Origin of the sequence: Streptomyces sp. NPDC059008 (assembly GCF_042749045.1) — a bacterium.
GTDB lineage: Bacteria > Actinomycetota > Actinomycetes > Streptomycetales > Streptomycetaceae > Streptomyces.
The window spans coordinates 59,617-73,567 of sequence record NZ_JBHYJC010000027.1; the positions used below are offsets into that span (position 1 = coordinate 59,617).

Here is a 13,951-nt window from a genome sequence, read left to right on the forward strand (position 1 = left end):
TGTTTTGTCCCCTGGTCTGGGATTGACTTCCGCTCGACAGGCCACCCGGAGCCCGCTGCGGCCGCCGGGTGCGGACACGACAGCGGGGAGCGGCGGCATGGCCGGCCATGTGGCGAAGAACGATCAGGGGCGGCTCGCCGAGGTCGCGGGCCTGGAGCGGGACCGCGCCATGCTGGGGCGCGCCAGTACGGCCGAGCGGGTCGCCGACATCCTGCGCGACAGGATCACCGAGGGCTACTTCCCGCCCGGCGCCCGGCTCTCCGAGGAGAGCATCGGCGGGGCGCTGGGCGTCTCGCGCAACACGCTGCGGGAGGCGTTCCGGCTGCTGACCCACGAGCGGCTGCTGGTGCACGAGCTCAACCGCGGGGTCTTCGTGCGGGTGGTGACGGTCGAGGACCTGGACGACATCTACCGGGTGCGTACGCTCGTGGAGTGCGCGGCGGTACGGGGTCTGGGGCAGGGGCCCTACGACGCCCGCGTCAACGACGCCGTCGCGGCGATCGAGGCCGCCGTACGCGCCGGCGAGGCCGCCTCCGACGAGCGGGAGTGGCAGGACCTCTCGACCGCCAACATCCGCTTTCATCAGGGCGTCGTGGCCCTGGCGGGCAGTCCGCGCACGGACGAGCTGATGCGGGGCGTGCTGGCCGAACTCCGGCTGGTCTTCCACGTCATGGCCGACCCCCGGCGCTTCCACGCGCCCTACCTCACCCGTAACCGGCAGATCGTCGAGGCGCTCCAGGCGGGCGACGCCGCCGAGGCCGAGCGGTTGCTGCACGCCTACCTGGAGGACTCGCGTGTGCAGTTGTCGGGCGCCTACGCCCGGCACATCGCGGAGGAGTGAACACGGTTTCGAGATTGCCCGCGCAGACCCCTTGTCGGATCGTTGAACAATCGCCTAACGTCCGCTGCAATCTCTTCACCCCTCATCACGGACCCGCGTGGTCCCGTACGCGGAAGGCGGATCCATGATCGTGCTCCTCGGCGTGCTCGTGGTCGTCATCGGTTTCGCCACGAAACGCAACCCCCTGCTGGTCGTGGGAGTGGCCGGCATCGGCACCGGCCTGCTGGGCGGCCTGTCGCCCGGCAAGGTGCTCGCCGCCTTCGGCGAGGGCTTCGCCGGCAGCCGGGCGGTGACGATCTTCGCGATCACCCTCCCGGTCATCGGCCTCCTGGAGCGCTACGGCCTCCAGGAGCAGGCCCGCAACCTCATCGCCCGGTTCGCCAAGCTCACCACCGGCCGCTTCCTCGCGCTCTACCTGGGCCTGCGGCAGATCGGCGCCGCGGTCGGGCTGACCAACGTCTTCGGGCACGCCCAGACCGTCCGCCCGCTCGCCGTGCCGATGGCCGAAGGCGCCGCCGAGCGCAAGTACGGCCGACTCCCCGACCGGACGCGGGAGAAGGTCCGGTCGTTCTCCGCCAGCGCGGACAACGTCGGCCTGTTCTTCGGTGAGGACGTCTTCCTCGCCGTCGGCTCCATCCTGCTGATCACCGGATTCGTCAACACCACCTACGGCACCCACCTCGAACCGCTGCACCTGGCGCTGTGGGCGATCCCCACCGCCGTGTGCGCCTTCGTGGTCCACGGCTGGCGACTGCTGCGCCTGGACCGCCAGTTGGAGCGCGAACTGCTCACCGCCGACGTCCAGCCCAGCGCCGCAGTGGAGGCAGCCCAGTGATCAAGGCAGAGTGGTTCTACTGGCTGGTAGGCCTCAGCTTCCTGGTGATGGCCGCGCAGATGGTCACCGACCGCAGCAACCCCAAGCGCTACGGGACCGGCGCCTTCTGGGGCCTGATCGGCGCCGGCTTCGTCTACAGCAGCTGGGTCGTCACCAAGCAGGCGCCGGCCGAGCCGCTGGGCGTCGCCGTACTCGCCATGGCCGCGCTGGCCGGCTTCGGCTGCACCGGCCGGGGCACCCCGCGCACCACCACCCCCGAGCAGCGCGTCGCCAGCGCGGCCAGGCTCGGCAACCGGCTGTTCGTCCCCGCGCTCACCATCCCGGCCGTCGCCATGGCCTGCGCCGTCGGCGTCAAACACCTCTCCATCGGGGGCCGACCGGTCCTCCAGGAGGGCAGCGAGACCATCCTGGGCCTCGGGATCGGGGCCGTCGTCGCCCTCGTCGTCGGCATGGTCATGCTGCGGGAGAAGCGGATCTCGGTGCCCGTGCAGTCCGGCCGCTCGATGCTGGAGGCGATGGGCTGGGCCATGCTGCTGCCCCAGATGCTGGCCACCCTGGGCGCCATCTTCCAGGTCTCCGGCGTCGGCGACCAGGTCGGCAAGCTCGCCACCTCCGTCCTGCCCGAGGACTCGCTCTACATCGCGGTGGTCGTCTACTGCGTGGGCATGTTCGCCTTCACCATCATCATGGGCAACGCCTTCGCCGCCTTCCCCGTGATGACCGCGGCCGTGGGCTGGCCCGTCCTGATCGGGCACTTCGACGGCAACCCCGCCGCCGTCCTGGCCATCGGCATGCTCGCCGGATTCTGCGGCACGCTCGTGACCCCCATGGCCGCCAACTTCAACATCGTCCCGGCCGCCCTGCTCGAACTGAAGGACCAGTACGGGCCCATCAAGGCGCAGCTGCCCACCGCGGGCGTGCTGCTCGGCTGCAACATCGTGATCATGGCGCTGTTCGCCTTCTGAGCCGCCCGCCCCACCCCGTCCGCCCTCCCAGCTCTGCCGAGGATGTCCGTATGACCCGGGTCCTGCTCACCGGCTTCCAGCCCTTCGACGGTGAGGCCACCAACCCCTCCTGGCAGGCGGTACGCGCCGCCGCGGCCGAACCGCCCACCGGGATCGAGGTGTCGGCCGCCGAGCTGCCGTGCGTCTACGGGGCGTCGGTGGCCGTGCTGCGCGCCGCCATCGAGGAGGCCCGCCCCGAGGTCGTGGTCTGCGTCGGCCAGGCGGGCGGCCGCCCCGACATCACCGTCGAACGCGTCGCCATCAACGTCGACGACGCCCGGATACCCGACACCTCCGGGGCCGAACCGGTCGACGAGGCGATCGTGCCCGGCGGCCCGGCCGCGTACTTCTCCACCCTGCCGATCAAGGCATGTGTGGCGGCCGTCCGCGCCGCCGGGCTGCCCGCCTCCGTCTCCAACACGGCCGGCACCTTCGTCTGCAACCACGTCTTCTACGGCCTCGCCCACCTCATCGCCACCGAACTCCCCGACCTGCGCGGCGGGTTCGTGCACGTCCCCTACGCCCCCGAGCAGGTCACCGACCGCGCCCAGCCGTCGCTGCCGGTCCCCGCGGTCGCCCGGGCCCTGCGGGAGATCGCCGCCACCGCGGCGCACACCCGCACCGACATCCGCGTGGCGGGCGGGGCCACCCACTGACCGGGGCCGGCCCCGACGCCCGGCCGTGACGGGCCGCCTCGTAGACTGGTGCATCGGCCCGCGAGCGGTCCGTCAACGGACCCACCGGCCGGTCCACCCACGAGCGGATCCGCGCCGTTTCGTCCGTTGTCAGTGCGAGCGCCTACTCTGTGCGACGTGACTTTTCCCGCCCCGGGGCCCGCTGCGCCCCAGCTCAACGGGGTCAACCGCCCCGCGCCGGGCCCGGCCGCCGACGAAGGCCTGGCCCGCCGGCTGCGCGCCCTCGCGTGCACCGCGCCGCTGCACGACCTCGACGTGCGCAAGGCCAACCTCGCGGGCGAGTACGGCGGCTACGCCATGGCGGAGGTGGCGCTGGCCGTCATCGACCTCGTCACCCTCAACATGGACTTCGACACCGGCGCCGACCACGAGGAGATAGTGGCGAAGGTGCTCCCCCGGGTGGCCGCCCAGAACCCCGGCCGGCCCGCGGGCGAGCACGAGCGGGTGGCCCGCTGGGTGCTGGAGAACCTGATCAACGTCGGCAGCGTGGACCGCGGCTTCCGCGCCGTCTACGGCACGTTCACCACCGACGGCGAGTACGTCCGGCGCGACTACGACTTCAAGCTCATCGAGGAGGTCCCCGGCGCCGGCGGCACCGTCTACCTCCGGGCCACCGACGAGGCGGTCAACGTCCTGGTCGGCGCGCTCGACACCGACGTCACCAGCGCCCAGATCGCCGCCGAGGTCAAGCTGGAGGTGCTGATCAACCGCGGGCGGCTGGCCGACGCCCAGCTCGCCGCCGAGCAGGCCCGCTACCGCACCGTCCAGTACGCCGAGACCCTTCGCCGGACCCTGGACGCCACCCGGCGCAACGTCCGCGCCGTCGACTGGCTCGAGACCGTCCCCGACATGATCAGTGAGGCGCTCGACCACGTCGCGGACCGCTACCGCCACGAGAACGCCATCCTGACCAACATCCGCAAGGCCCGCGACGAGGCCGAGGCCGTCGATTCCAAGACCGGGGAGCACAAGCGCCGCGCCGCCGAGCTCGTCGACATCGTCAAGGACTGCATCCGCCGGCACACCCAGCTCCAGTCCCGGCTGCTGGAGGCCGGCCCGCTCTTCCGCGCCGAGCAGGACCGGCAGGCCTTCGCCGCCCCCGCCGCCCGCGCCGGACTCGACCTGTACGGCCAGCTCGTCGCGACCCTGCTGCCGCTCCCCGCCGAGCAGGCCATCCGCGTCACCGACGCCTACTTCGCGCACGGCACGGGCCTGCGCACGCCCTCGGCGGTGCGCGTCGGGGACCTGGTCGAGGTGCTCCTGACCCCGCCCCTGGAGCGCGAGCACCTCGGCGCCGAGATGCCCGAGCCCGACCTGGTGGCCACGCCCGACGACAGCCGCTTCAGCGAGGCCCAGCTCGACGCCGCGATGGCGCTGCTGGACCTGCCGGCGGACGCGCCCCGCAGGCTCTCCGGCCTGCTCGCCGAGGCCCGCCGCAGCGATCCCGAACTCCCCTACCTCGTCGCCCTGCTGGCGGTCCACGCCGCCAGCCCGCCGGTGGGCACGGCCTACCGCCAGGGCGAACCGCAGCTGCTCTTCGCCGTCGACGATGGCACGGAGCTGACCGACCCCGAGTTCGGCGGCGCCGACCTCATCGTCGGCACGGCGCTCCTCGACGCCGCCGGGATGGCCGCCGACCGCTCGGAGGTGGCCTGATGCCCCCAGGCCAGGGCCCGCCGCCGATACCCACCGCGCCGCGCGCCGCCGTCCGCCGCCGGACCGCGCCGTGCGGCCGCCCGCCCGCGCACCGGCCGGAGACCGTCCGCCGGCAGCAGATGTCTGTGCCCGTCCCCCGCAAGGAGCCTGTCCCGTGACCCAGTACGACGCCGACGAGGTGGCACAGCCGGATTCGGCCGCCGGTACCGGCGAGCCGGACCGGGGGGACCGCCAGGACCAGGACAGACCCCAGCCGCTCACCCCGGCCGACGCCGCCGACGCCGCGCGGCTGGTCTCCTTCGGCCTCCAGCCCAAGCTGCTGCCGGCCCGCGACGCCGAATACGGCGAGCTGCTGCGCCGCTATCGGGACGACCCCGCCTTCGCCCGGCTCGCCGACGCCGTCGCCACCGGCCTCGGCCTGGTCGTCCTGGAGGTCTCCACGCGCGCCGGCATGGCCGTCACGGCCGCCGAGGACTCCGTCTTCGCGGTGCGGATGGGCGACTACGCCCGCCGGGCCTCCGCCGACTCCGCCGACCGCTTCCTGCACGGCCTGGCACACCTCGCGGTCGCCGCGCTCGCCTTCCCGCGGCCCGAAGACCTCGCCGACGACGGCTATATCGGGCGGATCACCGTCAACGGCGTCGACGCCTTCGTCCGGCAGGCGTGCCGCCGCCTGGAGGAGCGCGCCGAGCAGGAGGGCGAGAACACCGACCCGGCCACCGACGCCCCCGGCCTGGAGTCCGCCTGGCGGATCTACGCCCGGCGCAGCGCGACCGGTGCCACCAAGGACGCCCGGCGGCTGGCCGGCTCGACCACGGGCATCATCGCCAAGGCCGTCACGTTCCTCGTCGACTCCGGTTTCCTGCAGCGCACCGGCGACGACGCCGGCGGCGCCTACCGCACCACCGCCCGCTACCAACTCCAGGTCCGCGACATGGCCGGCAGCGCCGCCATGGCCGAACTCCTCGACCTGGGCATCGTCCCCGTCGCCGACGGCAGCGCCTCCCTGCTGCCGGGCGAGGACACCGACGACCTCGACCTGGTCTCCGACGCCGGACTGCCGTTCCACTCCGCCTGACGAGCCCGCCCGCCCACCGACCGCCGCATTTTTGCCCCACACCACGAGAGTCCGCCATGTACGAGCTGTCCCGGGTCCGCCTCTACTCCATCGGGCCTGCCGGTGCGCGCTATGCCGACACCGTGCTGGACCTGCGCGGAGTCGGCGCGCCGGTGCCCCGACCGGCCCCGGCGCAGGCGGACTTCTTCGAGGACGAGCCGGTCGGGCCGCCGCGCCGCCCGGCCCCCGCCGGCGTGCTCTTCCTGGAGAACGGCGGCGGCAAGTCCGTCCTGCTCAAGCTGATCTTCTCGGTGATGCTGCCCGGTCACCGCAACACCCTCGGCGGCGCCAGCTCCGGCGTACTGCGCAAGTTCCTGCTCGCCGACGACTGCGGCCATGTCGCCCTGGAGTGGCAGCACGTCCTGACGGGCGAGAGCGTCGTCGTCGGCAAGGTCAGTGAGTGGCGCGGCCGGCAGGTCTCCAACGACCCCCGGAAGTTCGCGGAGGCCTGGTACAGCTTCCGCCCCGGGCCCGGTATGAGCCTGGACTCGCTGCCCGTCGCCGAGGCCACCCTCGTCCGTCCCCGCCAGGAGGGCGGCGAGGGCACCTCCGGCGCCCAGGGCCGCCGCCGCACGATGAAGGGCTTCCGCGACGTACTGACGGAGGCCGGGAAGAACTACCCCAATCTGGACGTCGTCTGGGAGGAGATCCACGAGCGCTGGAACGAGCACCTCGGCGAGCTGGGCCTGGACCCGGAGCTCTTCCGCTACCAGCGGGAGATGAACGCCGACGAGGGCGAGGCGGCCGGCCTGTTCGCGGTCAAGAACGACTCGGACTTCACCGACCTGCTGCTGCGCGCCGTCACGGACACCCGCGACACCGACGGTCTCGCCGACCTGGTCCACGGCTTCGCCCACAAGCTCGGCCGCCGCGCCGAGCTGACCGCCGAGCGGGACTTCACCGCCGGCTCGCTCGATCTGCTCTCGCGCATCGCCGACGCCGCCGAGCAGCGCGAACGAGCCCGCGAGGTCCATGCGGGCGCCGAGCGGCGCACCCGGGGACTGGCCCAGCGGCTGCACGGCCGCGCCACCGAGGAGCGCGGCCGCGCCGCCGAGCTGGCCGAACAGGTCGCCGCCGCGGCCCACCGCGTCACCGACGCCGAGCGCACCCGCGAGCGCCGCTCCCTGGTCTCCGCCGAACTCGCCTACCGGCACGCCTCGTTGGCGCTGGCCGCCGCCGAGAAGGGCGCCGCCGCCCAGCGCCGCGAGCTGAACGACGCCCGTACGCTGCACAGCGCCTGGCAGGCCGCCGAGATCGCGCTGCGCCACCGCGCCGCAGCCGACCGCTCCGCCCGGGTCGCCGCCGCCATCCGGGAGGCCGAGCGGGACGCCGCCCCGGCGCTCGCCGCCCGCGCCACCGCCGCCGCCGACCTCGTACGGGCCCTGCACGCCGCGGCCGAGGCGGGCGAGCGGATCGCCAACGAGGAGGAGGAGCGCTCCGCCGCCCTTCAGGAAGCCGGCGAGTCGGCGCACCGCGACGCGACCACCGCCGCCACCCACGCCCAGCGTGCCCGCAGCGAGGCCGATCACCTCAAGCAGCGGCTCGCCGAGGTCGCCGAGGAGACCGCCGAGGCCGTCCGGGCCGGCTGGCTGGACGACAGCGCCCCCGACGCCGACCCGGCCCGTGCCGCGCTCGCCGCCTCGGACGCCGAGAAGACCGCCGTCGAGGCCTGGGACCAGGCCCGTGAGGCGGCGCGGCAGGCCACCGACCGCGCCCGCGAGGCGACGGCCCGGCACTCCGCGGCGGAGCTGGCGGCGGCCCGTGCCGAGGACGCCGCGCAGGCCGCCGGACGCGCCTACGACGCCGAGCGCCGCGCGGCCGAGTCGATCGGCGCCGAGCAGCGGCTCGCCGAACTCCTCGGGCTCGGGCAGTCCGAGGCGAAGGCCGTCGGCGTGCCCGGTCCCCGTACGTCCGCATCCGGTACGGACCCGGGCCCCGCGCGCCGCTTCGCCACCGCCGGACCGCTGACGGCCGAGGAGCTGGACCGCAACGCCGACGCGCTGCGCGAACTGCTGGAGGAGGGCGTCGCCGCCGCCGAGCGGCAGCTGTTCGACCTGCGCACGGCCGCCGCCGACGACGCGCGGATCCTCGGCGCGCTGGGCGACGGCGGCCTGCTGCCGCCGGGGCCCGATGTGCTGGCGGCGGTGGAGTACTTGGGTGAGCACGGCGTCCCGGCGCTGCCGGGCTGGCGCTATCTCGCACAGTCCGTCGACCCCGCCGACCACGCCCGGGTGCTGGCGGCCCGGCCCGAACTCGTCGACGGCGTGGTCATCACCGACCCGGACACCCACGCCCGGGCCCGGGAGGTGCTGGCCCAGGCCGCGCTGCTGCCGCGCTCCGCCGTCGCCGTCGGCACCGCCGCCGCGCTGCTGGCGCCCACCCCCGCCCCCGACGAGCGGGACACCGGCGTGTTCCTCGTCCCGCCGAACCCGGCCATGCACGACGAGTCCGCCGCCGACGAGGAGCGCCGGGCGCTGCGGGCCCGCGCGACGGAGCGCGACGAGGAGATCCGGGCGCTGGCCGGCCGGCTCGCCGGGGACCGGGCGCTGGCCGCCCGGCTCGGCTCGTGGCGTGCGGGTTGTCCCGCCGGCCGGCTCGCGGAGCTGGCCGCCGCCGCGGACGAGACCCGCACGACGGCCGACGAGGCCGCCGCCGGGCTCGCCGAGGCCCGTACGGTCCGCGCCGAGGCCGAGGAGATCGCGGCCGAGGCCACCGGGGTGCGCGACGAGCGGCAGGAGACCGCGCAGCGCGCCCGCCGTGCCGCCGACCTCCTCGCCGGCCTCGCCCACCGGCTGCGCGAGCGCGCCTCCTGGCAGTCCCGGATGCGTGAACTGGCCGACGAGGCAGCCGAGTTCGAGGCTCGCGCCGAGGAGTGCGTGGACCGCGCCCGGGCGGCCGACGAGGACCGCCGGGCCGCCCAGCGGGCCGCCGACGACGCCCGCCGTACCGCCCGTGCGCTGCGCGCCGAGCGCGCCGAGATCGCCGGCGTACCGGAGGACCTGGGCGAGGCCCCCGAAGGGGCGAGCACCTCACTGCCCGCGCTGCGCGAGGCCTACCGGGCCGCTTCCCAGCTCTACGAGAAGGTCGGCGTCGGCGCCGATCTGCGCGCCGAGCAGGCCCGCGCCGAGGGCGAGGAGTCGGCCGCGCTGGCCGAGCTCAACCGCCTCACCAACAAGGTCCGTACCCGCGCCGAGGCCCTCCTGGAGAGCCCGGACGCCGCCGACGGCCCGTCCCGGCAGGCCGCGGCGGCCCGCGCCGAATCGTTGGTGCAGATGCTGGAGTCCCGCGCCTCGGCCGCCAGCGAGCAGCTCGGCCGGCTGCGCGGCGAAGCCGAGCGGCTGGCCCCGACCGACAAGGCGGCGCACACCGAGCTGCCCGAGGAGCTGGTGCCCGCGGACGCCGACCGCGCCAAGGAGCTGCTGCGCACCGCGGCCGGTGAACTGGCCACCGCCACCGAGGCGTTGGCGGCCGCGCGGGAGGGGCACGAGGAGCTGCTGCGCGGCCACCGCGCGGCCGAGGACGCGGCCGGCGGCTTCGACGAGACCGCCGCCCTGCTGCGGGATCTGCTGCGCGACCACCAGGAGGCGGAGGAGGCGGCCGGCGAGCGGCCCGAGCCGTACGCGGGCTCCCTCGCCGAGGCCCGGCAGACCGCCGCCGAGTCCCGCCGCTCGCTGCGCGGCTGCGCCGCCGACCTCTCCGCCGCCGAGTCCGCGGTCCGCGAGGCCGCCGACGTGCTGGTACGGCATGCCAACTCCACCCGCTACGAGCAGGTCCGCACCCCCGCCCGGCAGCAGATCCGCGAGCTTCCCGCCGCGGCCCTGCCGGACCACGCCGCCAAGTGGGCGGAGGCCTTCGCGCCCCGGCTGCGGGTGCTCACCGACGAGCTGGAGCAGCTGGAGCGCAACCGCGACTCCATCGTCGACCGGCTCCGCGGCCTGGTGGAGTCGTCGCTGACGACGCTGCGCTCGGCCCAGCGGCTGTCCCGGCTGCCCGAGGGGCTGGGGGAGTGGTCCGGCCAGGAGTTCCTGCGGATCCGCTTCGAGGACCCCGACCAGGCCACGCTCACCGAGCGGCTGGGCGAGGTCATCGACGAGGCGACCCGCTCGGCGGTGCGGAAGAACAGCGACCTGCGCCGGGACGGGATGTCGCTGCTGCTGCGCGGGGTCGGCGCGGCGCTGCAGCCGCGCGGTGTGGCCGTGGAGATCCTCAAGCCGGATGCGGTGCTGCGCGCGGAGCGGGTGCCGGTCGGGCAGATGGGCGACGTCTTCTCCGGCGGTCAGCTGCTGACCGCCGCCATCGCCCTGTACTGCACGATGGCGGCGCTGCGCAGCAACGACCGGGGCCGCGACAAGCAGCGGCACGCCGGCACGCTGTTCCTGGACAACCCCATCGGCCGGGCCAACGCGACGTACCTGCTGGAGCTGCAGCGCGCCGTCGCCGACGCCCTGGGCGTCCAGCTCCTCTACACCACCGGCCTGTTCGACACCACCGCGCTCGCCGAGTTCCCGCTGGTCATCCGGCTGCGCAATGACGCGGACCTGCGCGCGGGCCTGAAGTACATCAGCGTCGAGGAACATCTGCGGCCCGGTCTGCCGCAGCCGGACCCCTCCGGCGAGGCGGTGCACGGCCAGATCACGGCCACCCGGATGTACCGCCGCCCGGAGGATCCCGCGCCCCAGGAAGCGGACGCGGCGGCCGAGTGACCCCTGGGCGCGGGGAGCGGGCCGCGGGCGGTCACAGCACCACGACCGACCGCAGCACCTCCCCGCGCTGCATCTTGGCGAAGGCCGCCTCCAGGCCGTCGAGTGCGATGGTCTCGCTGACGAAGCGTTCCAGGTCGAGCTTGCCGCTCAGGAACAGATCGATCAGGACGGGGAAGTCGCGGCTGGGCAGGCAGTCGCCGTACCAGGAGGACTTCAGCGCGCCACCGCGCGAGAAGAGGTCGATCAGCGGCAGCTCGATGCGCATGTCGGGGTCGGGCACCCCGACCTGCACCAGCGTGCCGGCCAGATCGCGCATGTAGAACGCCTGCCGGTAGGTCTCCGGACGGCCCACCGCGTCGATCACCACATCGGCGCCGTGTCCGGCGGTCAGCGCGCGGACCGCCTCGACGGGGTCCGTACCGCGGGAGTTGACGGTGTCGGTGGCGCCGAACCGCTCGGCCGCGTCCAGCTTGCCGTCGTCGATGTCGATCGCGATGACCCGGCGCGCCCCGGCTCGGGAGGCCCCCGCGACGGCGGCGTTGCCGACGCCGCCGCAGCCGATGACGGCGACGGTGTCACCGCTGCCGACGGCCCCGGTGTGCACGGCGGCGCCGTACCCGGCCATCACCCCGCAGCCGATCAGCCCGGCCGCCTCGGGGCGCGCCGAGGGGTCGACCTTCACCGCCTGCCCGGCCGCGACCAGTGTCTTCTCGGCGAAGGCGCCGATGCCCAGAGCCGGCGTCAGTTCCGTGCCGTCCGGCAGGGTCATCGGCCGGGAGGCGTTGCGGGAGTCGAAGCAGTACCAGGGGCGGGCGCGCCGGCAGGAGCGGCACCGCCCGCAGGGTGCCCGCCAGGCGAGCACCACGTAGTCGCCCGGTGCCGGCTCCGTGACGCCGGGGCCGACCGCCTCGACGACGCCCGCCGCCTCATGGCCGAGCAGATAGGGGAAGTCGTCGCCGATCGCGCCGTCGCGATAGTGCAGATCGGTGTGGCACACCCCGCAGGCCTGTACGGACACGAGCACGTCGCCCGGGCCGGGATCGGGCACGAGGATCGGCAGCACCTCGACGGGCGCGCCCTTCTTCAGGGCGACGACGGCGCGGGCTTCGTGCGGCATGTCTCACTCCTAATACAGCGCCTGCGGTGACGGCAGGGGCGGGTGACACAGGTGAGGTGGCACGGATGCCTGTGAGGGGTGGGAGTGGTGCGCTGCGCTGAGAACGGGGACAGCGGTGGAGGGCGCTCCACCACCGTCTCCGGTGTTGCCTATAACGCGCTAGGTTGCGCTATAGGAGACATGCTGGAAGTCCGTCAGGGATCCGTCAAGGGGCGATTTTCTGCTAGGGGCGCCGGCTTCGAAGGGGGCACCCCGGGGAGGCGCCCCAGGGCCCTGGAGCGCCCCGGACGCCGTCCCGCGGTCCCTCAACCCGCGTACCCCATACGGCGGGAGAGCTCGGCCGCGGCCTTCGCGGCGCGCTCCGCGAGCTCGGGGAGCAGCTGACGCTCCATCCGGTACGCCGGCCCCGAGACGCCGATGGCCCCGATCACCGCGCCGTCGTGCGCCCGCACCGGCGCCGCCACCGCGTTCAGCCCGATCTCCAACTCCTCGCTGGTGCAGGCGAATCCGTCCGCCAGCGCGGCGGTCAGCTGCTCGCGCAGACCGGCGGCCGTGGTCAGGGTGTGCTCGGTGAACCGCGCCAGCTTCCGGGTCGCCAGGCTCTCCCGCCGCTGCGCCGGCAGATGGGCCAGCAGCACCTTGCCGCTGGCGGTGGCGTGCAGCGGGGTGCGCCGGCCGAGCCAGTTGTAGGCGGTGACCGCGGCGGCGCCCCTGGCCTGCATGATGTTGACCGCCGCATCGCCGTCCAGTACCGCGATGTTGGCGGTCTCCCCGGTGTCGTCGGCGAGCGCCCGGCACACCGGCTGGCCCTCCTGGGAGATGTCCAGCCGGATCGCCGCGGCGCCGGCCAGCCGCAGCACCCCGGCGCCGAGGTAGTACTTGCCGCGCTCCTTCTCCTGCGCCACCAGGCCCCGGCTCTCCAGCACCCCGAGGATCCGGAACGCGGTCGACTTGTGGACGCCCAGCTCCTCGGAAATCTCCGTCACTCCGGCCTCGCCCAGCCTGGCCAGGATCTCCAGCACGCTCACCGCGCGGTCCACGGACTGCACGGACCCCGCCGCGCCGCGCCGCTCCTCGGGCCGGTCGTCCGCCGTATCGCTCGTGTTCGCCATGGGTCTTTGCGTCACCACCCCGTCGCCCCCGACGGGTACGTCTGAGGGCCTCTGCCGGGAAGCCCTTGACGGCCCGCCCCCGACGTGGATTCTGTTGCGCATCGCGCTATCCGATGCGTTATTCAGAACACATGATACCGACCGGCGCGAGGGGGCCAGAAGGTTCCCCTGTGCCGCCCCGGGCCGCCGCCCGGTCGTTCACGCGGCCGCGCGGTCCACCCCTGACGAGCCCTCCCGCGAGGCGCGCCGCTCCTGCCGGCGCGCCCGGCGCCGCTCACGGCGCAACTCCCGGGCCGTGCTGCTCGGCTGGGACTGCACCCCGTTGCGCTGCACCCAGACCTGGCGGGTCACCCAGACGTCGAGTACGCCCCAGGTGGCGACCACGGTGCTGGCGACCGTACTGAGCACCGCGGGGAAGGCGAACCAGGAACCCGCCAGGGTGCACAGGAACGCCACCATGGCTTGAATCAGCGTGATCGCCACGATGATGACGGCGCGCACCGCGGCCGTGCGCACCGGATCCGCCATCCTGGGCCGGGCCGCCGGTTCCTCCTGCCACAACGGCTGCCTGCCGGTGTCCATGAACGCGTCACACTCCCCGCACTCTCCCCGTGTGTCCGGCTCCTCGGTGGCTGCCCGGGTTTCGCCGGGTGCATTCCCTGGGTGCCGCACACCGTCCACGTCCATGGTCACGCACCGAAGCGGCGACGGGTTACCCGGGGTAGAGAAAAACCGGCCAAGTGTCCCGACCTGCGGCTGAATACGGCCGAGACGTCCAGCCCAAGGAATACGGGCGGGTTGTCCGGGAATCAGCGGACAACGTAGGACGATCCTGCCGCGGGGACCTCCGTGACCTCACAAGAGGCCTTCG

General features: G+C 74.3%; 10 protein-coding genes. 7 read left to right on the forward strand and 3 right to left on the reverse strand.

All coding sequences use genetic code 11. The features are described from left to right. Positions 1–97: 97 nt before the first annotated feature. The 7 genes from ACFWZH_RS27050 to ACFWZH_RS27080 all read left to right on the forward strand — a co-directional run bounded on the left by ACFWZH_RS27050 (position 98) and on the right by ACFWZH_RS27080 (position 10,851). Positions 98–841 (forward strand): GntR family transcriptional regulator, encoded by a 744-nt coding sequence (locus ACFWZH_RS27050; RefSeq protein WP_384436432.1) that lies wholly within the window; start codon positions 98–100, stop codon positions 839–841. 124 nt (positions 842–965) lie between these two features. Continuing rightward, positions 966–1,676, forward strand: coding sequence for a DUF969 domain-containing protein (locus ACFWZH_RS27055; RefSeq protein ID WP_384436435.1), 711 nt, complete (start codon positions 966–968; stop codon positions 1,674–1,676). Then, the gene (locus tag ACFWZH_RS27060; RefSeq protein ID WP_384436438.1) at positions 1,673–2,641 is read left to right on the forward strand and encodes a DUF979 domain-containing protein; all 969 of its coding nucleotides are present in this window, start codon (positions 1,673–1,675) and stop codon (positions 2,639–2,641) included. Before ACFWZH_RS27055 ends, ACFWZH_RS27060 begins: the two co-directional genes overlap by 4 nt. 50 nt (positions 2,642–2,691) lie before the next feature. Next, positions 2,692–3,336, forward strand: a complete 645-nt coding sequence (gene pcp / locus ACFWZH_RS27065; RefSeq protein ID WP_384436441.1) for a pyroglutamyl-peptidase I — start codon at positions 2,692–2,694, stop codon at positions 3,334–3,336. 156 nt (positions 3,337–3,492) lie between these two features. Continuing rightward, positions 3,493–5,031 (forward strand): hypothetical protein, encoded by a 1,539-nt coding sequence (locus ACFWZH_RS27070; protein WP_384436444.1) that lies wholly within the window; start codon positions 3,493–3,495, stop codon positions 5,029–5,031. 154 nt (positions 5,032–5,185) lie between these two features. Beyond that, positions 5,186–6,109, forward strand: coding sequence for a hypothetical protein (locus tag ACFWZH_RS27075; protein ID WP_384436447.1), 924 nt, complete (start codon positions 5,186–5,188; stop codon positions 6,107–6,109). Between the two features lie 56 nt (positions 6,110–6,165). Next, a complete protein-coding gene (locus ACFWZH_RS27080; RefSeq protein ID WP_384436450.1) occupies positions 6,166–10,851 on the forward strand; it encodes a hypothetical protein in 4,686 nt (1,561 codons plus the stop codon). A gap of 31 nt (positions 10,852–10,882) precedes the next feature. Here ACFWZH_RS27080 and ACFWZH_RS27085 read toward each other — a convergent pair whose 3' ends face one another. From ACFWZH_RS27085 to ACFWZH_RS27095, 3 genes are all read right to left on the reverse strand, one after another. After that, entirely contained in the window at positions 10,883–11,968 is a 1,086-nt protein-coding gene (locus tag ACFWZH_RS27085; RefSeq protein ID WP_384436453.1) for an S-(hydroxymethyl)mycothiol dehydrogenase, read from the reverse strand. 305 nt (positions 11,969–12,273) lie between these two features. Further along, on the reverse strand, positions 12,274–13,080 hold the full coding sequence (locus ACFWZH_RS27090) for an IclR family transcriptional regulator (RefSeq protein WP_384436455.1): 807 nt from the start codon (positions 13,078–13,080) through the stop codon (positions 12,274–12,276). A gap of 198 nt (positions 13,081–13,278) precedes the next feature. Continuing rightward, positions 13,279–13,662 (reverse strand): hypothetical protein, encoded by a 384-nt coding sequence (locus tag ACFWZH_RS27095; RefSeq protein ID WP_384436458.1) that lies wholly within the window; start codon positions 13,660–13,662, stop codon positions 13,279–13,281. Positions 13,663–13,951: the final 289 nt, after the last annotated feature.